General features: G+C 72.2%; 14 protein-coding genes. 3 read left to right on the top strand and 11 right to left on the bottom strand.

Annotation, left to right across the window (positions count from 1 at the left end; genetic code table 11):
- Positions 1-24: 24 nt before the first annotated feature.
- The 6 genes from RM779_RS10520 to RM779_RS10545 form a co-directional block, all read right to left on the bottom strand.
- Positions 25-732, bottom strand: a complete 708-nt coding sequence (locus RM779_RS10520) for a hypothetical protein (protein ID WP_311617409.1) — start codon at positions 730-732, stop codon at positions 25-27.
- A gap of 267 nt (positions 733-999) precedes the next feature.
- Positions 1,000-2,433 (bottom strand): cytochrome P450, encoded by a 1,434-nt coding sequence (locus RM779_RS10525; RefSeq protein ID WP_311617410.1) that lies wholly within the window; start codon positions 2,431-2,433, stop codon positions 1,000-1,002.
- A 118-nt stretch (positions 2,434-2,551) separates the two neighbouring features.
- Positions 2,552-4,993, bottom strand: a complete 2,442-nt coding sequence (locus RM779_RS10530) for a KR domain-containing protein (protein WP_311617411.1) — start codon at positions 4,991-4,993, stop codon at positions 2,552-2,554.
- Positions 4,990-11,037 (bottom strand): SDR family oxidoreductase, encoded by a 6,048-nt coding sequence (locus RM779_RS10535; RefSeq protein WP_311617412.1) that lies wholly within the window; start codon positions 11,035-11,037, stop codon positions 4,990-4,992. The genes RM779_RS10530 and RM779_RS10535 overlap by 4 nt, the downstream gene beginning before the upstream one ends.
- Before the next feature lie 43 nt (positions 11,038-11,080).
- Positions 11,081-12,601, bottom strand: a complete 1,521-nt coding sequence (locus tag RM779_RS10540) for an acyltransferase domain-containing protein (RefSeq protein WP_311617413.1) — start codon at positions 12,599-12,601, stop codon at positions 11,081-11,083.
- Positions 12,602-13,093: 492 nt separating this feature from the next.
- Positions 13,094-14,911, bottom strand: coding sequence for a flavin-containing monooxygenase (locus tag RM779_RS10545; protein ID WP_311617414.1), 1,818 nt, complete (start codon positions 14,909-14,911; stop codon positions 13,094-13,096).
- A gap of 221 nt (positions 14,912-15,132) precedes the next feature.
- On the opposite strand from RM779_RS10545, the gene RM779_RS10550 reads away from it, so the two are divergent.
- Entirely contained in the window at positions 15,133-16,149 is a 1,017-nt protein-coding gene (locus RM779_RS10550; RefSeq protein ID WP_311617415.1) for an SMP-30/gluconolactonase/LRE family protein, read from the top strand.
- 14 nt (positions 16,150-16,163) lie between these two features.
- On the opposite strand, the gene RM779_RS10555 is transcribed toward RM779_RS10550, so the two are convergent.
- Positions 16,164-16,754 carry a helix-turn-helix domain-containing protein gene (locus tag RM779_RS10555; RefSeq protein ID WP_311617416.1) on the bottom strand — a complete coding sequence of 197 codons (591 nt, stop codon included), beginning with the start codon at positions 16,752-16,754 and terminating at the stop codon, positions 16,164-16,166.
- 293 nt (positions 16,755-17,047) lie between these two features.
- Entirely contained in the window at positions 17,048-17,617 is a 570-nt protein-coding gene (locus tag RM779_RS10560) for a TetR/AcrR family transcriptional regulator (RefSeq protein ID WP_311617417.1), read from the bottom strand.
- A gap of 65 nt (positions 17,618-17,682) precedes the next feature.
- Between RM779_RS10560 and RM779_RS10565 the strand changes: the two genes are divergently transcribed.
- On the top strand, positions 17,683-19,224 hold the full coding sequence (locus tag RM779_RS10565) for an MFS transporter (protein WP_311617418.1): 1,542 nt from the start codon (positions 17,683-17,685) through the stop codon (positions 19,222-19,224).
- A 38-nt stretch (positions 19,225-19,262) separates the two neighbouring features.
- Here RM779_RS10565 and RM779_RS10570 read toward each other — a convergent pair whose 3' ends face one another.
- From RM779_RS10570 to RM779_RS10580, 3 genes are read right to left on the bottom strand one after another with little or no spacing between them, the layout of a single operon-like run.
- On the bottom strand, positions 19,263-19,694 hold the full coding sequence (locus tag RM779_RS10570; RefSeq protein ID WP_311617419.1) for an SHOCT-like domain-containing protein: 432 nt from the start codon (positions 19,692-19,694) through the stop codon (positions 19,263-19,265).
- A gap of 21 nt (positions 19,695-19,715) precedes the next feature.
- Positions 19,716-19,976 (bottom strand): hypothetical protein, encoded by a 261-nt coding sequence (locus RM779_RS10575; protein WP_311617420.1) that lies wholly within the window; start codon positions 19,974-19,976, stop codon positions 19,716-19,718.
- On the bottom strand, positions 19,973-20,335 hold the full coding sequence (locus tag RM779_RS10580; RefSeq protein ID WP_311617421.1) for a DUF2089 domain-containing protein: 363 nt from the start codon (positions 20,333-20,335) through the stop codon (positions 19,973-19,975). The genes RM779_RS10575 and RM779_RS10580 overlap by 4 nt, the downstream gene beginning before the upstream one ends.
- 305 nt (positions 20,336-20,640) lie before the next feature.
- Here RM779_RS10580 and RM779_RS10585 point away from each other — a divergent pair, with 305 nt between their 5' ends.
- Positions 20,641-21,516, top strand: coding sequence for a serine/threonine-protein kinase (locus RM779_RS10585; protein WP_394813267.1), 876 nt, complete (start codon positions 20,641-20,643; stop codon positions 21,514-21,516).
- Positions 21,517-21,538 lie beyond the last annotated feature (22 nt).

The following is a 21,538-nucleotide window of genomic DNA, read 5'->3' on the forward strand; positions in this document are numbered from 1 at the left end:
GTGATCAGGAACCAGCGGTCATCGTCACCATTCGATCCGCTGGGCGACGCCGTCCACGATTGTCGCGGTGGCGGACAGCTCGCCTTCCCGCACGACCTCCTGCAGGATCTCGGCGTCGCAGTCCGTCTGCTCGATGTCGTAGGTGCCGCAGTTGTCGCTGCCCATGACCGCCGTGTCCTCGGTGACGAGGAAGTGACGGTCCTCGATCGCCAGCAGGTCTTCGTTCACATACGACACCGGGCCGGTCACCGAGACCTCCCACCCGCTGAGGGGGTGGTCGATGCCGGGGCCGTCGACCCGCAGCGCGGCTCCGTCCTGGATCTGCACCAGCACGGTCATATCGCCGTTCTGCGCGGCCTGCTCCAGCTGATCGGTGGTGCACTCCCTGTCCGGGACCTCCGGATCGGCGCAGAACGCGCCCCCCACGACCTCCGTGTCCTCGGCAACGTAGAAGGCCTGGTCGTCGACCCTCAGCTCGCCCGGCGCCAGGTAGCTCAGCGGGCCGGCGACCGCGCCGGTGAAGCCTTCGCCCTCCGGGATGACCTGTCCCTCTTCCCCGCCCTCTTCCCCGCCGGAACCGCCCGCGGAACCGGAACCACCCTCGGAGCCCGAACCCCCGCCGGAACCGGCGACTTCGTCTTCGTTGCACGCGGTGAGGAACAGGCCGGCGGCGGTCATGAGACCGATGGCGGCGAGCGTTCCGGTGCGGCGAGTGCGGTTGACGAACTTCACAGGTGCCCCTTTGTGCGCGATTTCCTCGTTGCTCGCCCTGCGAGACGCGGCACACCGGAACGTCGGTTCTGCGATCCCGGATTCTGTTGCACGGTCGCGACGATCTTCGATGTCCGCGCTGTGACGCCCCGGCGAACGGGGCGCCGCCGGAGTGTTCGTGGGGGGCGACCGCACGGGTGGAACGAACGGTCCGGGCCGGTCGGCCGCCCCTCCGCCACCGAGCGCCATGACATCCAGGTTGCCGGGCAGAAGGCCGCGATGCGGCCGTTACGCGTCGCCGCCCCCGAACGGGCAGGACGCCGGCGGCGCGTCTGCCGCGGGCTGCGCGGGGGCGGCGGGCTTGGGACGCGGTTTGGGTACCACGCGGATGTCGTTGACCGGACGCAGGGAGATCACCGGGGAGCCGTAGCCCAGGGGTGCGCCCGGTATGCGGCTCAGCCGGAACCTCTGGTTGATCATCGCGACGATGACCCGCAGTTCGAGCAGCGCCATCAGATTGCCGACGCACTGCCTCGGGCCCGCACCGAACGGGAGGTAGGCCAGGCGCGGCCGTTCCCGCACGGCCTCCGGGGTGAAGCGCTGCGGATCGAACGCCATCGGATTGGCCCACCAGCGGGGATTGTGGTGCGAGGCCAGGGGCGACAGCAGGATCGAGGCGCCGGCTTCGATGTCGTAGCCGCCCAGGACGTCCGCCTCGACCGCCGCGCGGGGGTAGCTCCAGATCGGCGGGTGCAGGCGGAGACTCTCGTCGATGACCATTCCCGTGTAGGTCAGGGACTCCGCGTCCTTCGCGGTGGGCGTCGCGCCGCCGAGGACATCGGCGAGCTCGGCGTCCAACTCCTCCTGCACGTGAGGGTGTTCGGCAATGGACAGCAGCGTCCAGCACAGCGCGACGGACGTCGTCTCGTGCCCGGCCACGTAGATCGTGACGATCTCGTCCTTGATCTGCTGGTCCGTCCAGGGACGGCCGGTGGCGGGGTCGGTGGCCCGTTCCATGAGGTCGATCAGCGGGCCCTCGCCGGTCCTCGCGTACGTCTCGCGCACCTCGGTGACCAGGCGGTCGAAGACGCGGTGTATCCGCTTGATCTTCCGGTTCCGCTCGGTCGGCACCCACGAGGGCAGCAGCTCCGAGGGAACGCCGCTGCGGAACATCACGGCGACGACATCGTCGACGGCTTCCTTCAGCTCTTCCGTGAACGGGCCGGCGTCGTAGGCGAACAGTGACCCGCTGAGGGTGACCAGGGTGAGTTTGAGCATGTCGCCCATCAGGTCGACGGGCTCGCCCGCGGCGGCCTTGCGTTCCCACTCGTCGAACAGGGTCTCGGCCGCGGCCACGAGGTTGGGCATGATGGCGGGAACGGCGTTGCGCAGGAACACCGGCTGCACGGCCCTGCGGTGCGCGAGCCGGAACTCGCCGTCCGTCGTGAGCAGTCCCTTGCCCATGATGACGTCGAACAGTTCGTACAGCGGGCCGCGCACGTAGTTGGCGTGGTTCTGCACCAGGACCCGGTTCACCGCTTCGACCTCGGTGACCTGGTAGACGGTCATCGGCCCGAGCCGCATACGGACGATCTCGCCGTGATCACGCTGGAGCCCCAGCAGGAATTCGGCGGGGCTCCGCCGCCAGGAGCTGAGACTGCCGATCAGGGGGGCGCCCTTGGGGCCGGGCGCGATCCGGGGACCGGACTGGACGGTGGTCATCGTTGGTGTCCTTCCTCGGCCCGCGCGCCTCCCGGGTTCTACGGGTACCGGAAGAGCCGGTGCGCGAGCACGTTGTCGAGAACGGTTCGGGGTCGGGTGCCGCGGTGCACGGGGTGTGTCAGTCCGGTCCCGGGGGCGTGCCGAGCGGCCCCGGCGGACCGTGGACCGTCATGACCGGCTCGCCGGTGTGCGCGCGGCTCACCCGCCACACGCCGACGGCGGCGTCGCCCTCGATGCGGCTGGGACCGCGTTCGGCGGCGTGCAGGGTCAACTGCCCGATGACCAGGGGGTCGCTGGTCGCCGTCAGCGGACCGCCCTGACCGGCCCAAAGACGCAGCAGGTTCTCCAGCGGGGCGACGGGCACGACGACGGGCACCTCGTGCGGGGTCACCCACAGGTCGCCGGGGGCGCAGGGGGCGACCTCGGCGACGTGCCGGCCGTTCACGTCCCGCGTCCAGGCGCAGAGCGGCACCACGGCGGAGCGCCACAGCAGGCGCGGGCGGCCCGAACTCCAGGTGGTGGTGCGCGGCTCGGCGGGCAGGGCCGCCGGGGCGGCGGGGCCGCCGTCGCCGTAGACCAGGCGCACGTTCGCCTCGGGGCCGGTACCGGTCGCGTCGCCGGCGCGACGGAACCGCACGCGCACCACCCAGTCGCCGCCCTCGTACCCGCCGCGCGCCTCGCGCAGCAGCGTGCCGCGGGGCCCGTCGAGGCGCAGCAGGCCCACCGGCACGACGACATCCTCGATGCGGGTGAGCCGCAGGGCGGGGTAGTCCTGCGGCACGACCCACTCGCCGCCCCGCGCCGCGCTTTCCAGCAGCATGCTCAGCGGAACGGCGGGCACGCCGTCGACGCGGAAGTCGCCCGCCGCGGGGACGCGGTCCAGGTCGAAGGCGACCGTGCTGGTCAGCCGGCTGTGCGGGGTGAACGCCGAGACCGTGCCGAGGTGGAAGACCCGCGGGAACGTGGTGGCGTACCCGGGCAGCACCGGCACCATCGGGTATCCGGTGACCTGGGCGGGGTTGATCGCCCTGCCGAGCGGGCCGACGAACGTCACCTCGCCGCGCGATCCCGCCAGCAGTTCACCGCGCCACCTGGCCAGACCGTCGGCGACGCCGAGCGCGGACATGTAGCGCAGCGCGGCGGTGAAGTTGGCGATGAGGCCCACCCGGTCCCAGGTGGGCCAGGCCAGGGTCATCACGGGAAAGCCGGCGCGGCGGGCCGCCCACGTGCCCAGGCGCGCCAGCCCGTCGTTGGCGGCGGCGTACGCGACCTGTCCGACCATGCCGCCGAGCCGGCCCGAGAGGGAGCCGACGGAACAGAAGAACTTCAGCGGCAGGTGCCGGACTTCCTCGAAGAGGTGCAGGAAGCCGTCGATCTTGGTGCCGACGGTGCGCAGGAACTCCTCGTCCGTGGTGCGAGGCAGCCGGACCGCGCTGTCCACACCGGCGTTGTGGATCACTCCGGCCAGCCGCGCGCCCTGACGGCGGACCAGGTCCCGTACCTGCGCGGGGTCGGTGATGTCGCACTGCGCGTACGCGATGGGCAGGCCCTCCCGCGCGGCGGCGGCGAGGTGGGTGGCCACCTCCCACCGGCGGTGGGCGCGCGCGAGGTCGTCGCGGATGCGGCCCGGCGGGGCGGCGGGGGGCCGGCCGCGCCAGGTCTGCCGTTCGAAGTCGCGCCAGCCCTGCTCGTCGAGGCCGGACCAGGGGTCGTCCGCGGAGGGCGGCGGTTCCCGCCCGGTCACGACGACGGACACGCCGTCCCGCTGGGCGAGTTCACGGGCGAGCCACCAGCCGATGCCGCGGGCGCCGCCGGAGATCAGCACCGTGTCGCCGGGGCGGAGGTGGACGGCGGGCGATCCCGCGGTCTCCTCGGTGGGGGTGAGGGTGAGGCGGTCGCCGCCGCGTCGGCCGACCTCGATGGGGCCGCGCCTGCCGAGTTCGGCGGCGACGACGGCGGGCAGGTCCGCGTGGGCGGCGTCGTCGACGTCGACGACGCGGGCGTTGCAGTTGGGGAACTCGCGGTGCAGCGTCTTGGCCAGCCCGGCCCAGACGCCGCCGAGCGGCTGGGCCGGGTCGTCGTCGGGGTGCTGCCCCATGCCGCCGCCGAGGTGGGTGACGGCCAGGTAGAACAGCCGGTCGGCGGCGCTCTCCCCGGCCCAGTCGTCGTAGACGCCGCGCAGCGCCGTCACCGTTTCGGTGAGCGCGTCACGCCAAGCGCCGGCCGGCTGTTCCGGCGGGGTGCCCTCCATGGTCAGGTCGACGATGGCGTCGACGGGCGTGCCGTCGTGGCCACGCCGCACCAGGGCGCCGTGGCCGGTGAGCGCGCGTTCCACCGCGGCACCGGTTTCCGGCGCGCCGTTGATCAGCAGCACGCGCCGGCCGGCGAGCCGGGTCGCGGCGTCCGGGTCCGGCGTGGGCAGCGGCGGCAGTCCGGTGAGCCGCCAGATCAAGCGGCTCACGGGCCGGACGGCCGCGTCAGCCGCGTCGGCGGTGTCGGCGGTGTCGGCTGTGTCGGCCGCGTCGGCGGTGTCCAGCGCCGGGCCGGGGTCCCCGCTCATACCGCATCCTCCGTCCTGGCCGCGGGCGAGATGCCCGTGGCGAGGTCGACGTGGCCCATCAGCGTGGCCGACAGGTCCTTCATCTGGAGCAGCAGGCGCCCGTCCGCGCGGACGGCGGCGAACCGGCTGCCGACGGCGAACCGGCTGCCGATGCCGCCGTCCGCGCCGCCTCCCGGGGGTGTCACGTACAGCTCGACGGGGTCGCCCGAACGGGCCAGGGCCTGGTCGGTGGTCTCCTCGTACAGGTCGATCCTGCGGATCGACAGCGGCGCGGCGACCGGCATTCGGGGCCCGTCGGGCCCGTTCTCCAGGTGCAGCACGCCGGTTCTGGCCAGCCCGTCCATCAGGACGGCGGGCACGGTGAACCGGGCGAACGCCGGGTCGTCGAGCGGGATGCGGGGGGTGTAGCGGGCCCGCTTGCCCCACGGGTGGAGGCGGGTGGCGGTGGTGGAGCGGAACGGGCCGGTCAGGTGCACCGGGGCGTCCGGCAGGTGGTAGGGGTCGGGAACGGGGATCTCGGCCCCCGTCTCCCACGGGTCCCAGCGGGGCGCCTCGGGGAAGGCGTCGTCGAGCAGCACCCGGGCCAGGAAGTGCGGCCGGTCCCGGATCAGGAGGACGCCCCTGGGCGACACGACGTCCTCGGTGATCCGTACCTGGACCGCGGTGACCTCGCCCGGCCGCCGCACCAGTTCGGCGTGGATGCGCTTGGGGCGTGTCGCGCCGTTCCCTGGGACGCGCAGGAAGTGCTCGAACACGACGTCCTCGAAACCGATGACCCGCTTGCCCGGCACCACCTGCCTGGCGGCCTCCGCGGCGAGTTCCGTGACGAACGTCCCCGGCAGCGTGGCCTCGCCCCGCACGGTGTGGTGCGCCAGACAGGCGTCCGTGGTGGCGAGGTCGAAGGCGCATTCGAAGACGGCCGAGGTGGCGTCCGCCGAGACACGGCGGCGCAGGAAGAAGCCGGCGTCGGGCTCCTCCGTGCCGCCGAGGTAGCCGGGGTAGAAGCCTTCGACGGTGGCGCGTTCGGCGTCGCCCAGGTGGACCACGGAGGCCCGCCGCGCGTCCGAGTGCAGTTCCTGCATGAAGTGGCACACGCCCTCGGGAACGCTCATGCTGCTGTAGGAGCCGCCGCGTTCGTGGTAGGCGCGGGTCAGCTCGTCGGTCGCCATGCCGACGTCGCTCCACCACGTCCAGCCGAGGGTGAACTCGTCACCGGCTCCCGCGGCGCCCTCCGGCCCGCGGGCGGCCCTGGCCCAGCCGGCCGCGGTGGCGAGGAAGTCGTTGGCCGCGGCGTAGTCGGCCTCGCCCCGCTGCCCGAAGTAGCCGAGCAGGGAACCGAAGTTGCACCACAGGCGGGGCGGCGCGGCGGCCAGGGCCTGCTTGAGGTGGAGGTAGGCGTTCAGCTTGAGGTCGCGGGTGGCGGTGAACTCGGCGAAGTCCTTCTCCTTGATGAGCGCGGAACGTTGCACCCCGGCCGCGTTGACGAGCAGGTCGACGCGCCCGTGTGCGGCGAGGACCCGGCCGAGCGCGGCGGTGACCGCGGCGCCGTCGCGCATGTCACAGGTGAGGTAGGTGACCCGGTCGGCTCCGCTGTGCGCGGTCATCGTGTCGAGGTTGCCGCGCGCGGCACGGGCGTTGAGCAGGCGGTCGAAGTCGCGGTTGATGCCGGCGACGGTGCGGCCGTCGCGGCGGGCCAGCTCGGTGGTGATGAAGCGGCGCCGGCCCGCGCGGAATTCCTCGTCGGTGCCCGCGAAGACGTCGGCGGGGTAGCGGTCGAGCGCGTTGCTGCCCAGGATGTACAGGTGCGGACCGAAATGTTCCGCGAGTGCCTTGGCGACCTCGGCCGTGATGCCCCGGGCGCCCCCGGCCACCACGACGACGGAGTCCGGGCCGAGGACGGCGGGTCCTTCGGCGGCCGGGGTGATCTCCTCCTCCCGCAGAACGGGCGTTCTGCGGGTGCCGTCGATGTCGTGGACCACGGGGAAGCTGCGGGCGGCCGCGCTCTCCTCCTCGGCGCGCGCGACGGCCCGGCCGAGGTCGGCGGTGGCGCTGAACAGGCCGTACACCAGGCATTCCGGGCGTTCGAGACAGGCGCTCTTGAGGAGCCCGGAGAACAGGCCGGTGGCCGGGTGCGGGACGCCGCCGGGGGCGGCCGCGATGAGCAGGGTGACGAACGAGGCGCCGGGCGTGTCGAGGTCGTCGTACAGGTGCTGGAGCGCCAGGTAGGCGGTGTCGTGCAGCGCGACCAGGGCGCGTGGCCGTTCGATGAGGGCACGTTCCGGCGGGGCGGAGCGGCTGACGTCGCTGACCACCCGCAGCTGCACCGGCGTTCCGTTGGCGGCGCCGATGGCTTTCCGTACGGCGGTGGGCGTGACCTCGGGCAGGTGGTGCCAGCCGGGGCGTGCCGCGCCGAACGGCACGGTCGACAGCACGGTGATCCCCGCGTCGCCGGGGGCGACGGAGGCGAGCGCATCGGGGGTGTCGGTGAGAACGACGGCGCCCGGCGGCAGGAACGGCACGCGGTCGCGGACGGGGCGCGCGGGGGTGTCGGCCAGCGTCGCCACATGCCGCCTGACGTGGAACGGGCGCCCGGGGGCCGTCGCGCCCGGGAGGGCGAAGGCGGCGGGCAGGGGGCGCCGCCGAGCCGCCTCGGGGGCGGCCGGGGTTCCCGCGGCGTCGTCGGGGGCGTCGTCGGGTGCGATGGTGAGGGTGATCCCGGCCGCGGCCGCCGCCTGGCTGTCGTCGGCGGCCACCCGCACGACGGTGCCGGCGGGCGCGCGCAGCGCCCTCAGCGCCGTGACGGCGCCGGCCGCACCGAGATAGCGGGCGTCGCCGGGCGCGGACGCGCCGCACGGCAGCAGACGGGCCGGAACACGGCCCGGTGTGCCGACGGCGCCACCGGTGTCGGCGGTGTCGGCGGTGTCTGCGGTGTCTGCGGGGCTGTCCCGCAGGGGCTCGTCGACGCGGGCGAGGATTCTCAGGCCGGCCTCGCGGGCCCGTGCCTCGGTGGTGAGGCCGAGGAGGAAGGCGCCCTCGGCGAGCCGGTCGGCCCCGGGCGGCAGCAGGTCGCCGATCAGTGCCCGGTAGGCGGGGCGGCTGTTGCCGTTGATGCCGCCGGCGAGCGCGAAGCCGAGTTCCCCGGTGCGCAGGTAGCGGCTCGCGGTGGTGATGGCCGACAGGGCGGAGGAGAACCCGGAGTCCATCGTCATGTTGGGGCCGTGCAGATCGAAGTGGTTCGCGACGCGGGCCGAGATGATGTTCGGCATCTGGCCGGGGAAGGAGTCCTCGGTGGAGGGCGGGATCATCTTCCGGACGCGTCGGCGGAGTTCGGCCATCACCTGCGGAACGGCCGCGGAGCCGACCCCGGCCAGCGCCTCCTCGATGTCGTCGAGGTATGTGCGGTCGGCGTACTCCATGGCGGCGCGGGTGGGTCCCATATGACCCACGAAGACGCCGGTCGTGGCGGCGTGCTCGGCCCAGAAGTCCGGCATGTCCTCGCGCAGCCGGTGCCCGCACTCCAGGATCATCAACTGGCAGCGGTCCAGCGCCTGGATGGTGCGGGGCGGCAGCCTCACCTTGCTGAACGGCGGCGCGGGGTAGGAATCGCCGAACGTGTCGTCCGGCGGGGCCCCGCCGTCGAGCCAGTCGGCCACGTCCTCGGCGGTGCCGAGGCCCGGCACATGGGCCGACCAGCCGACGATGACGACGCGGCTGTCCGGGTCGGGAGCCCGGGACACCGCGGCCGGGGCCGCGGCCCGGTGTTCGGCCACGACCAGGTGTGCGTTGGTGCCGCCGAAGCCGAAACCGGAGACGGCCGACATGCGCGGCCGGTCGGGCAGCACGGGCCATTTCTGGTGCTCCGGCGTGATCTCCAGGGCGGTCTCGGACAGCCGGAAGTCCTCGCGCGGCCTGCCGAGACGGAACTGCCCGGGAATCGTCTCCTCACGCATGCCGAGCAGGTTCTCGATGAGCGAGACGACACCGGCGGCCCAGCCCGTGTGCCCGATCAGTGACTTGTTGGACGTGACCGCCGTGGCACGGCCCGTTCCGTAGTGCTCGCGCAGGGCGGTGAACTCGGCGAGGTCACCGGCCGGCGTGCCGGTCGCGTGCGCGTTGACCCACTGCACGTCCTCCTCGTCGAACGCGGGCGTCCCGCCGGTGCGGCCGTCGGCGTCGGTGTCGGCGCCGGACGCCCTGCGCAGCGCGAGGGCCTGGCCCCGGGAACTGGGCGCGTAGATGGCCTTGCCCTTGCCGTCCGACGAGGAGCCGAACGCCCGCAGCACCCCGTGCACGCGGTCCCCGTCCGCGCGTGCCCGGCTCAGGCGCTTCAGGACGACCAGGGCGGCGCCGTCGGCGAAGACCACACCGTCGGCGTCCTCGTCCAGGGCGTGCACCCGGCCGCGCCTGGACAGGCCCTGGAGCTTGGAGAACAGCACGGTGCCCCGCGGCCCGAGGGCGAACGCGCCGCCGCAGACGGCGATGTCCTGCTTGCCCATCAGCAGCCCCTTGGCCGCGATGTCCACCGCGTAGAGCGAGGAGGAGCAGGCCGTGTCCACCATGTGCAGTTCGGTGCCGCCGGGCAGCAGTCCCGCCATGGCCAGTTCGCCCACGCGGTGGGGCAGGAAACGGGAAGGGTTCCGTGCCCCGCGCCAGTAACGGCGGCCGAGGGCGTCGCGCACCTCGGCGCGCAGCGCGTCTCGTTCGCCGGGGGGCAGGGGCAAACCCTCGATGATGTCGCCGGTCAGGCCGCCGACGCTGTCCAGCACGCCCGCCTCTTCGAGGTGCTGGCTGCCGTCCGGGGTGTAGCCGACGACGAACGAGTACCGGTCGCCGTCCGCGCGGCGCACACCGGACATGGCCTGCACCAGACTGTGGCGCAGCCACTGCGTGGTCAGCTCCGGGTCGCCGGCGTCCTCGGGCATGCCGTCGACGGAGCCGGGCACGGGCACGAACCCGGTGATGAACGCGCTGCGGTCGGTGTAGGACTTGTCCTCTCCCTCGGAGCCCGCAGAATCCTCGGAGCCCTCGGAGACGAAGTTGTCCGCGCGCCAGCGGTCGTCGGGCACGCGCACGAAGAGTTCATCGCCGCTGAGGCGCAACTGCCAGAACTCTTCCGGGCTGTTGGCGCCCGGTACCGCGAGGCCCATGCCGACCACGGCGATCGCGTCGTCGTCGTCCGGAGCGGCGGTCCGTTCCTCGGCAAAAGCCGGTGCCGGTGCCGGTGCAGGCGCGGGTGCAGGGGCCGGTGCAGGCGCGGGTGGCGGGGACAGCAGGGCCGCGCCCAGGGAGAGTCCGCCGTCGGCGAGGACGACCTGCCCGGTGATCCAGCGCGACGCGTCGGAGGCGAGGAACGCGACGACGTCCGCGAACTCCTCGGGCGTGCCGAGGCGGCCGAAGGGCGTCGCCTTCTCGATCGTCTCCCGCATCTCCCGTGCCCGGGGGAACTTGTCCGCGACCTCGCTGGTGAGCATCGCCGCCGACGCCGTGTTGACGCGGATGCCCAGCGGGGCGTACTCCACCGCGAGGTAGCGGGTCGCCGCCTCGGCGGCGGCCTTGGCCGGGGCGCACGCCGAGTAGTTGGCCATCACCATCTGGGAGCCTCCGAGCGCCGAGACGGTGACGATCGCACCTCCCCCGTCGGCGGCCATCAGGGGCGCCGCGGCGCGCGCGCAGCGCAGCCCACCCCGGTAGTTGGTGTCGATGGCCTTGCCGATGTCCTCGTCCGTCACCTCGTCCAGCGGGGTCAGTGCGCCATTGGCGGCGTTGTTGACGAGAATGTCCAGGCGCCCGTGGCGTTCCCCGATACCGGCGAACATCCGGTCGACCTGTTCCTGGCGCAGCACGGAGGCCCGGGCCAACTCGACGGACGCGCCGGCTGCCAGGAGCTCGTCCCGGGTGCGCTTGGCCTCGTCGTGCGAGTGGAAATAGTTGAGAACGACGTGGGCTCCTCGCGCGGCGAGGGTGCGGACGATCGCCCTGCCGACGCCCTTCGCGCCGCCGGTGACCAGGGCCACCTTCCCTGTCAGATCCTTGACGGGGGTCATGGAACGGCTCCTTACGGAGTGGGTCCTGGGTGAGGAAGGGGCGTCAGTCCGCCGCGGGAACGGGCTGCGGGGCGTGCCGTTCGTTCAGGTGCTCCCACACGAAGTCGGTGATCTTGCCCATCGTGTCGTAGACGGACATCCGCAGGGCGGGGTCGCGCGGCGGCAGTCCGTACTGCCGGGAGACGCGGGAGAGCAGTTCCACCTGCTTGACGGAGTCGACGCCGAGTTCGGCTTCGAGATGGACGTCGTCCTCGAAGACCTCCTCCGGATACTCCAGCGTGTCGGCGTACAGGGCCCGCAGTTCGGCGAACAGGCGCTCACGGTCCATGGAGGGCGGGCCGGTGGCCTCGGCGACCGCGGCGGGTTCGGTGACCGCGGCGGACTCCCGCACGTTCGGGGTCGTCTCGGCGGGCGCGGCCCCGTGCCGTTCCCGGAACGCCCGCACCTCGTCCCGGACCAGCGCGAGCAGCGCGGGGCCTCGTTCGGTCCAGTACGCCTGGAACACGTCGGCGGGCACCGAGGGGGCCAGCAGTTCGCCGAGCGAACCGCCCGGCCCGCCGGACGCGAGGCCGGCTTCGCGCAGCGCGTCCAGGGTCCGGTCCAGGGCGACCTCGCCCTGCCCGTCGAGCGTGAGCGTCGGCAGGGCACGCACGCCGGGGTCGGCCAGGACGCGCCGTACCAGCTTGGACAGGACGGGCTGGCCGCCGGCCTCGACGAACGTCCCCACGCCGTCCTCGTGCAGGCGCCGCACGCCGGAGGCGAAGCGCACCGGCATCGTGAAGTGCGCCGCCAGCAGGTCGGGCAGCGAGCCGTCCGGCTCGTAGTGGCGCTGGAGGATGGGCGAGTACACCGGAAGTGTCAGCGGACGCTGCGTCAGCTTTGCGACCTGCGCGGCGAACTCGGGAACCACGGGGGCGAGTGCCGGATTGTGGAACGGGAACGGGGTGTCGATCTCCGCGGCGCCGACGCCCAGTTGCCCGGCGATCACCACCACCTTGTCCAGCGCCTCGGCGGGCCCGCTCACCACGGTCTGCTCGTCGTGGTTCTCGGTGGCGATGGCGAGCCCGGGGTCGTCCAGCAGGTCGAGGAGCCGGCGGGTGCGGTCGGCGCCGGTGGTCAGGGCGACCATGCGGCCGGCGACGCCGCCTTGCCGCTCGATCACGGTGACGCGGGAGGCGACGATCCGCGCGCCGTCCTCCGGCGAGAAGCCGCCGGCCGCGACGAGGGCCGTGATCTCACCGAGGCTGTGGCCGGCCAGGACGTCGGGGCGCACACCGTGTTCGCGCAGGATCTCGTAGGCCGCGAGACCGGCGCCGTAGATCGCGATCTGGGAGGCCCACGGGGCACTTTCGAGCAGGTCCCGCAGCTCCGTCTCCCGGGTGCCGAGGACCAGGTCCGATATGCGGTGCGAGAACAGTTCCTCGGTGACGTCGTCGAGGCGCGCGAAAACGGCGCCGACGCGCGGGTGGCGCGCGGCGGCGCTGCGCAGTGCGGCGCCGTCGAAGCCGCCCTGTCCGGGGAAAAGCACCGCGCACTTCGCGCCGGAGGACCGTGAACTGTTCATGCTGCGCAGCTCCATGGGGCAGGTGGTGGGGGGAACGAGGGGCGGCGGGCCGTGCCGCGCGACGAAGGCGCGAGTCACCGCGCCCGGGGACGAGAGGAACGCGCCGAGGACGCCGGGCGTGCCGTCGTCCCGGCCTGGCGGTCCCGTTCCGGTCTTCGCGAACCGGCCCGCGCCGTCGGATGCGGTGCTCCTGCCGTCCGTGGCGCGGTATGCCCTCGACCATTCGGAGTCGCGTGCCCGAAGTCACCTGTCGGCGCGCATGGTTGTCGGCGCGTCGGCCGCGCCGGGGGGCGGGGGGCGCCATCGCGACGTCTGGTCCGGTCGACGACCGGGCGGGTCGCAGTTCCGTGGCCGCGTCTGCGAGGTAGTACAAGGACTGTCTCCTGGTCGCCCACTGAAGCCGCCCCGGGCCGGGAGACCGCCCACGCGGCGACGCCCGCTTCCCCGGGACGCTACGCGTGCCGGAGACGGCCCCCCAACCCCTGAACGCCCCTAACGGGCCCGGACCTTGGCCCGGAAGACCTCGTCCATGGATGTCTCGCGCCAGCGCTTCAGCAGTGCATGGAAGGCGAACGCGCCGTGGGGGTAGGCGCTCGGGCCGTTCGGGCGGCCGCCTCCTTCGCGGTTGTAGTAGCCGGGGGTGCACTCGGCGTGGAACCACGCGTGGTCCGGGGCGTCCTTCGCCAGGGTCGCCAGCCAGGCGTCCTCGGTGCGGCGGGACGGTTCGATCAGCGCGGCCCTGGCTTCGGCGGCCGCGACGAGGGCGGCGATGTGGACGGCCTGCTCGTCCAGGACGTGCGTGAAGTTCACGCTGCTGGCGTTCTGCAGCGATCCCATGAGGAGGAGGTTGGGAAAGCCATGGCTGGTGAGGCCGTGCAGGGTCCGCGGTCCCTGCCGCGCCCAGGCGTGCAGCAGTTGGGTGCCGCCGCGGCCGTGGACCGGGAGCTGCCCGGAGTGGACGCCGGAGACACCGACGGAGAATCCCGTGGCGAAGATCAGGCAGTCGAGTTCGTAGGCGGTGTCACCGACCACGACGCCGTGTTCGGTGACGCGCTCGATGCCGTGGGTGTCCGCCGTGTCGACCAGGGTGACGTTGCCGCGGTTGAACGCCGGGTAGTAGTGGTCAGAGAAGGCGGGGCGCTTGCACGCGTACCGGTACCAGGGCTTGAGCTTCTCCGCCGTGTCCCGATCGGTGACGGTCCGTTCGACGCGGGCGCGGAGTTCGTTCATCTTCGCCGCGTCGGCCGCCTCGTACTCGGCTTCGAACGCCGATCGGTCGCCCTGGCGGTCACCCTGGCGGCGGAAGCTCGGCAGCAGCTTTTCGAGCAGGGCTGCTGATTCCGTCCAGCCGTCCGCCACGAGATCCCGGTCGGCTGCCTCCCCCGAGACGATGCGCAGGAAGTTGTCCCGGCGCTCGCGCGCCCAGCCGTCGTGGTCGGCGCCGACATCCCGGGCCGTGGTGGGGCGGTTGGCGCGCACGTCCACACTGGAGGGGGTGCGCTGGAAGACGTAGACCTGACCGGCGTCCTCGGCCAGCATCGGAACGACCTGAACGCCGGTGGCGCCCGTGCCCACCAGCCCCACGCGCTTGTGCGCGAGTCCGGTCATGCCGCCGTCCGGTGCGCCGCCGGTGTAAGCGTAGTCCCACCGCGAGGTATGGAAGGTGTGCCCTTTGAAGTCCTTGATGCCGGGAATGCCGGGGAGCTTGGGCTCGGAAAGGGTGCCGGTGGCGGTGACGACGTACGTGGCCCTGAACGAGTCGCCGCGGTCGGTGGCCACGATCCACGACGCGGATGCCTCGTCCCAGGTGAGCGAGGTGACCGCGGTGGAGAACAGGGCGTGCGCGTACAAGTCGAACCGCTGGGCGATGCGCATCGCGTGGAGCCGGATCTCCTCGCCGGGTGCGTACTTCCACTTCGGCACGTATCCGGTCTCGTCGAGCATCGGCAGGTATACATGCGACTCGATGTCGCAGTGGACGCCCGGGTACCGGTTCCAGTACCAGGTCCCGCCGAAGTCGCCGCCCTTCTCCACGATGCGGACGCGCTCCACACCCTGCTGCCTCATGCGCGCCCCGGCGAGGATGCCGCCGAATCCGCCGCCGACCACGGCGACGTCGACGGTGTCGCGCAGCGGTTCGCGCTCGGGCACCGCCCCGGCGTACGGGTCCGCGGCGTAAGTGCCGAACTCGGCCTCGGCGGCCTGGTACTGGCGCCCGCCGTCGGGACGGACGCGCCGTTCACGTTCGACGCGGTAGCGCCGCCTCAGTGCGGCGAGGTCGCCGGCGCCCGGCGTTCGGGGGATCGTCATGGGGGCCTCGATCCTTGCTGTGCTGCGTGTTGCCCTGCTGCGTCCTCTGGGACCGCTTCATGGCTCGGCAACCGGGCTGGGGGAGCCCGCACTTGCGTGGCCTGCGACTACTGTAGCAACTACCGGACAGGGCTGTCCGGTTAGGCGTCGGCACACCCGGACGCGCACCGTCCGACCGGGGAGTGCCGCGCGCACGGAACGGACAGGAAGAGTGATCCCCCATGCGACGACCTGCGATCCGATCCCTTGCCGCGCTCGCCACGGCCGGGGCGCTGGCGCTCACCGGATGCGGCGCGGAGGCCGGTGACCCGAGCGGCGAGGCGGCCGCCGGCGGCCAGGGAAGGACCATCCACGCACATCGGGTCATGCAGCTGACCGAGGTGCACGAGGAGACCGGAATGACCCTGCTGGAGGGCCCCGTCCTCGACGCGTACGGACACCTGATCGTCGTCGACGTCACCGCGCCCGCGGGCGAGCCGAAGGTGATGCGCGTCAACGTCGGGGAGAAGGAGGCGGAAACAGTCTTCACCGACAGCCGAGGGGCTTACACCTCGGCCCAGTTCAGCCCCTACGACGACCGCCTCTACCTCACCGACTACGCCCATGGCGAGGTCGTGAGCCTGGCTTCGGACGGCAGCGATCCGCGGACCTTCTTCTCCGGCGAGGTCGACGGAGCGCGGATGAACCCCGACGACATCGCCTTCGACCCGGAGGGCAACCTGTATGTCAGCGACTCACGAGGTCTGTCCGAGGGCGAGGCGAACGGCCGGGTGGTGCGCATCGACCGGGACGGCGAGGCCACGGTTCTGGCCGAGGGGCTGGCGGCGACGAACGGAATCTCGTTCGACCGGGACTACGGCGGCCTGTGGATCAGCGAACTCGTGGAGAACCGGATCTCCTACCTCCGTCTTGACGACGAGGGGGTGGTGACGTCCCGGCACACCGCCATCCGCGTCGACGGCGGCATCGCCCAGACCGACTCGATCGCCGTGGACGCGGACGGCAACCTCTACCAGGCGCTGCACGGCCGGCCGGCGATGATCGTGTACGACGAGCACGGCGAGCGCCTGGCCACGGTCGAGGTGCCCGATCGCGGCGAAGCGCTCGAGTCGGCGACGAACGTGGCGATCACCCCCGGGGGAACCACGGCGTACATGACCGTCAGCGGGCCCGCCGGAGGCTACGTGTACTCCTTCGATGCCTTGGCGGAAGGCACCCGCCAGTCCAACGGCGGCTGACCGTCCTCCGGCACTCACCCGCCGTGGGGGCGCACCGGTCCCACCTCGACGCCGAGCAGCCGCCAGGCCGCCAGCGCCCGGTGTTCCTGCTCCTCGCGCGTGGGACCGGTGACAGCACCGGAAACCATGGCAACGGCGAGCATGAGGTCGTTCGCCGCGCCCAGCCGGTGACCGTCCGGCAGCAGTCCCCGCAGGGCGCGTTCGACACGCTCCGACAAGTCCCGGGCGTAGGCGTGGGTGCCGACCCGGCCGTTCGCCGTCTCGGCGTGCACGAGGCTCACGAAGGCGGCTGACTCCGTCATGTGCCAGGTCACCACGCCGAGCACCACGGACAGGGTCGCGTCCTCGGCCGCGGCCGCCTGCTCGATCTGCCGTACGTTCTCCTCCAGCACCGCCGCGGCCACGGCGTTCCGGTCGGGAAAATGCCGGTACAGAACGCCCTGCCCGACCCCGGCCCGGCGCGCGATCGCGGAAAGCGGGGCGCTCAGGCCATGCTCCGCGAAGATCTCGCGGGCGGCCGCGATCAGCGCGGTCCGATTGCGGGCGGCAGCCTTCGGCCCCTGATTCGCGGGCCGCCGCCCCTCTGCCGTGGGTCGCCGTGTCACTTCGGAAGGGTACCGGCCGGACCCGGAACCGCAGCAGGGCCGACGCGGCAGGACGACGCAGGACAAACTCCTAGGTCCTGTCCTGTCGATCTTGTCGGAGCAGCCCGCGGCGTCAGATGCGGTGCATCGCAAGGCGGAGGATCGCAGCTCGTACTTGGCCGTACTCGCGCGATGCGACAACGCAGCGTGGGGGCACCTCCCAGCCGCCAGGCTGGGGGAGTGCCGTAGCTGGGGGCACCTCCCGGACGGAGTCTGGGGGAGTCGTGGGCCCGGCAAGATCGGCAGGACAGGGCCTAGTCGTCCGCCGTGTCGATCATGTCGGCCAGGGCCCGCAGGCCTGCCGCGATCTGGTGGCCACTGGGCAACTGCTCCGGATCGATCAGCCATTGCACGATCAGTCCGTCGGCCAGCGCACCGGAGACCGTCGTGACGGCGCGGGCCGTGTCGGTATCGAGGCCGGGGCGTACGGCCTTCGTGCGCTCGATCCCTTTGGCCACCTGGCCGGCGTGGAGCCTCGCGAACTGCTCTCGCAGCTGGGGCGAGCGTTGAATCTGCGACCACGCCTCGACATGCGCGATCAGCAATGGCTTGTGTTCGTCGAACTCGGCCAGGCTGCGCTGCCAGGCGTCGGGCAGGTGCCGGGGGTCCTCGGTGCTCAGCTGCCCCAGCAGGTCGCTCAACTCGGCGATCGCTTCCATCAGCGCGGCGTCGAGAAGTGCCTCTTTGGAACCGTAGTGGTATCCGATCGAGGCCAAGTGGGTGCCGGGAGCGGCGGCCACGATGTCGCGCGCCGTGGTCCGGGCGTAACCGCGCTCGGACAGGCAGCGCTTCGCTCCTTCGAGCAGATCCTCGCGACTTCCCATGAGTGTGAGCATAGCGTGTACGGCTGTACTAGACATATGTCTTTGACGCTTGTACACATGGCGGCATGATCTCCACCTCGACCAAGGCGAGCCGCAAGGAGTGGGTCGGCCTGGGTGTCCTGACCGTGCCCGCCCTCCTGGTGTCCATGGACCTGTCGGTGCTGTTCATGGCCGCTCCCCGCATCAGCGCCGAGCTGGAGCCCAGCGCCGGCCAGTTGCTGTGGATCATGGACATCTACGGCTTCCTGATGGCCGGGCTGCTCATCACGATGGGCACCCTGGGTGACCGGATCGGCAGGCGACGGCTGCTGATGCTCGGCGCCGCCGCCTTCGGGGGCGCCTCGCTGCTGGCCGCCGTCTCCACCGGCCCCGAGATGCTGATACTCGCCCGGGCGTTGCTCGGCGTCGGCGGGGCGACCCTCGCCCCGTCCACGCTGGCGCTGATCCGCAACATGTTCCGCGACGACGTGCAGCGGCGCACCGCGGTCGCGGTCTGGACAGCGGCCTTCGGGGCCGGCGTCCCCATCGGCTCGATCATCGGCGGCCTGCTCGTCGAGCACTTCTGGTGGGGATCGGTCTTCCTGATCAACATTCCGGTGATGGCGCTGCTGCTGATCCTTGCCCCGCTGCTGTTGCCGGAGCACTCCGATCCGCACCCCGGACGCTTCGACCTGCTCGGCGCGGCACTGTCGATGGCGGCCATCCTGGCGTGCATCTGGGGGTTGAAGAAACTGGCCGAGGACGGGCCGGCCGCTTGGCCGTTCGTCGCCATCGCCGCCGGAACGGCCATGGGCTACCTGTTCGTCCGGCGTCAACGCGCGGCCGTTCAACCGCTGATCGACCTCCGTCTGTTCCGGCGTCCCGCGTTCTCGGCGGCCATCGGCTCCAACGTCGTACTCACCGTGGCCTCGGCCGGAGTCAGCATGCTGGTCGTCCAGCACCTGCAACTCGTGCTCGGCTACCGGCCGTTCGTGGCCGCGCTCTGGATGGTCCCCATGGTCGGCATGACGATGGCCGGCATCGTGGTGGGCACTGTCATCGTGCGCCGGCTGCGTCCCGGATTCGTCATCGGCGCCGGACTGGCGTCTGCCGCCGTCGGCTTCGGCCTGCTCACCCAGCTGGAGGCCGACGACACCGTCGGGGCGATCCTGACCGGCTACAGCGTGCTCGGATTCGGGATGGGCATGGTCATCACCCTGGCCTACAACCTCGTGGTGGCCACCGCACCGCCGCGGAAGGCCGGCGCGGCAGCCGCTCTCAACGAGACCGGAACCGAGCTGGGCGGCGCCCTCGGTATCGCCTTCCTCGGCAGCATCGCCACCGCCGTGTACGAGCGGGACATCACCGCGGCCCTCCCGGCGGACCTGCCCGCGGGCGCAGCCGACGCGGTCGGCTCGACCCTGGGCGAGGCACTCGGCACGGCCGAGCAACTACCCGGCCACCTCGCCGGACCGGTGGTCCAGGCCGCCACCACGGCCTTCACCAACGGGATCAACGCCGCTGCGGTGGTCGGTGCGGGACTGCTGGCCGTCAGCGCGGTCGTGGCCGCCGTCGCGCTGCGCGGCGTACGCATCGACGACGACCACTCCGGGGGGCAGGGGCACTGACGCGCGTGCGCGGTGCCGCGTCCGGGGCCGCGGCGGCGTCACTCGCAGAAGACCTGCACCGTGGCGTCGGGGTCGTCGACGTCGACGGTGACGTCGTCGAGTTGCTCGATGAGCTCCTCAAGCTCCTGCGGCTTGAGCTGAGTGAGGTCGATCGGTACCCCTGACCTGTCCAGCTTCGCGTTGACCTTGGTGAGCGCCTGCGGCGGGACAAGGCTCGTGAGCCGGACCCCGGCGCGCAACAGCTGCAGCGGGACCCGGACGTTGACGCGGCCCGGCCCGTCGCCGCCGGGGTCGCCCGCCCAGTTCACCACCACGCGCAGGTACTTGGGCCGGGGCTTCGGGCGGGACGCGGATCGCGGCGGTGACTCGGGCCGCTCTCGTTCGAGGGCGTCGATCAGCCGCTCGGCCTCGTCCGCGGTGACCTTGCCCTCGGCCAGCATCTCCAGGATCTGGCGGCGCTGCTCATTCATCGTTGCTCCTTCTCCTCCGACTCATCTGACGCTTACCAGCACGGCTGTTCGGCCGTACTCGATCTCGAACCGGGTGCCGGGCAGCGCCCACAGCAGTTGCCCGGTGCCGCGCAGCGCGCCCACCGGGCTCACCCGGGTGGCGAGGCATGCGACCAGCCCGGCCGGCACGGCGAGCAGCAGCAGCGGTGACAGCACAAGACCCACCGGCAGGACAGGGACGTACAGCCGCCGCCGGCGGCCGTCGGAACGGCGATAGCGCACCGTCACCAGCTGCGGGATCATCGCGGCCGCTCCAGCTCGGCAAGCGCCTCCTGCGCGCTGATCTCCCCCCGCCGCAGGCGGTCAACGACGTCGGCGCCGGTGGGCGCCGGGTCGGTGTCGACGAAGTCGAGGTGCTCGGCGATCCGTTTGAGCCGGGACTTGATCGTCGGGTAGCTCACCCCGAAGATCCGCTCCATCTCCTTGATCGAACCGTGCGAACGAACGAACGCGGCAACGAACACCTGGTCGTCGATGCTGAGTTGAGCCAGCTGCGGCGGCTCGAACTGCCCCTCGACCGCGACGCCGCTGCCGGCGAGGCGGACCCGCTCGACCGTGAACGGCTGTCCGCGCGTCAGATCCGTCAGCTCCTGCCAGTCCACCCTCGGCTCCCTCACTCTCGGCGACACGTTTGCCATTCGTTTGTACATTAATTTTTTTAAGGTACCAACCCTGAAAGCTTGATTTTTTCAATAAGTGCTTCAGGTGTGGCCCGGCCCGGGGGAGCCGCCGCGCCGTGGCAGGATGCGGCAGGTACAGATCCGTGGGGGACGGGGGATCGCGGTGGACGAGCTGCGGGAGAACGATCCGGCCGTAGTGGGGGAGTACCGGCTACTGGCCCGGCTGGGCGCCGGCGGTATGGGGCGGGTGTATCTCCGGACGGGCGGCCGGCGGCCGGATGGTCGCCGTGAAGCTGGTGTATCCCGCGCTGGCCGAGGAGCCCGATTTCCGCGTCAGGTTCGCCCGCGAGGTGGCCGCGGCCCAGCGGGTCGGCGGCCGGTGGACGGCGCCGGTGCTGGATGCGGACACGGAGTCGAGCGTGCCGTGGGTGGCCACCGGCTACGTGCTGGGCCCGGCACTGCGGGAGGTGGTCGACTCGCTGCACGGCCCCCTGCCGGAGCCCACCGTCCGGGCGCTGGCCCGGGGGCTGAGCGAGGCGCTGCGCGCCATCCACGCCGCGGGGCTGATCCACCGGGACCTGAAGCCCCCGAACGTGATGGTGACTCTGGACGGCCCACGCGTCATCGACTTCGGTATCGCGCAAGCGGTGGACGCCTCGGTGCTGACCAGGACCGGCTCGCTGGTCGGCTCGCCCGGCTTCATGGCGCCCGAACAGGCGCGCGCCGAGCGACTGACCACTGCCGCCGACGTCTTCAGCCCGGGCGCGGTGCTGGTGCACGCGGCCACCGGGGTGGCGCCGTTCTCCGCAGGCGAGGTGCCCGCGCATGTGGTGATCTACCGAATGCTGCACGAGGAGCCCGACCTCGGCTCCCTGTCCGGCCCGCTGCGCGAGCTGGCGGTGCGCTGCCTGGCCGAGGACCCGGCAGCGCGGCCCACCGAGACCGGCTCGGGTAACGAGGCCGAAGGGCTGGTGATCGCCGCAAAGCAGCTGGACATCGTCCCGTTCGGCATCGGGGTCGGCGCGAACGAGCGCGGGCTGCGGGACGCCATGCAGGAAGCGGTGCAGACGCTGATGGACGACGGCACCTACGAGGAGATCCTGACGGGGCACGGCCTGGCGGACTGCGTCCTGACCGAGGCGACCGTGAACGCCGGGAGATGATCGAGGCGGGTAGGCCGCCAGG

It is taken from the genome of Streptomyces johnsoniae, assembly GCF_031845565.1.
Taxonomy (GTDB): Bacteria; Actinomycetota; Actinomycetes; order Streptomycetales; family Streptomycetaceae; genus Streptomyces; species Streptomyces johnsoniae.

Coding starts and splice junctions, on each gene's coding strand:
- RM779_RS10525 (WP_311617410.1), bottom strand. CDS start 2,433: ATGACCACCGTCCAGTCCGGTCCCCGGATCGCGCCCGGCCCCAAGGGC.
- RM779_RS10530 (WP_311617411.1), bottom strand. CDS start 4,993: ATGAGCGGGGACCCCGGCCCGGCGCTGGACACCGCCGACGCGGCCGAC.
- RM779_RS10535 (WP_311617412.1), bottom strand. CDS start 11,037: ATGACCCCCGTCAAGGATCTGACAGGGAAGGTGGCCCTGGTCACCGGC.
- RM779_RS10540 (WP_311617413.1), bottom strand. CDS start 12,601: ATGAACAGTTCACGGTCCTCCGGCGCGAAGTGCGCGGTGCTTTTCCCC.
- RM779_RS10545 (WP_311617414.1), bottom strand. CDS start 14,911: ATGACGATCCCCCGAACGCCGGGCGCCGGCGACCTCGCCGCACTGAGG.
- RM779_RS10550 (WP_311617415.1), top strand. CDS start 15,133: ATGCGACGACCTGCGATCCGATCCCTTGCCGCGCTCGCCACGGCCGGG.
- RM779_RS10560 (WP_311617417.1), bottom strand. CDS start 17,617: ATGGGAAGTCGCGAGGATCTGCTCGAAGGAGCGAAGCGCTGCCTGTCC.
- RM779_RS10565 (WP_311617418.1), top strand. CDS start 17,683: ATGATCTCCACCTCGACCAAGGCGAGCCGCAAGGAGTGGGTCGGCCTG.
- RM779_RS10570 (WP_311617419.1), bottom strand. CDS start 19,694: ATGAATGAGCAGCGCCGCCAGATCCTGGAGATGCTGGCCGAGGGCAAG.
- RM779_RS10575 (WP_311617420.1), bottom strand. CDS start 19,976: ATGATCCCGCAGCTGGTGACGGTGCGCTATCGCCGTTCCGACGGCCGC.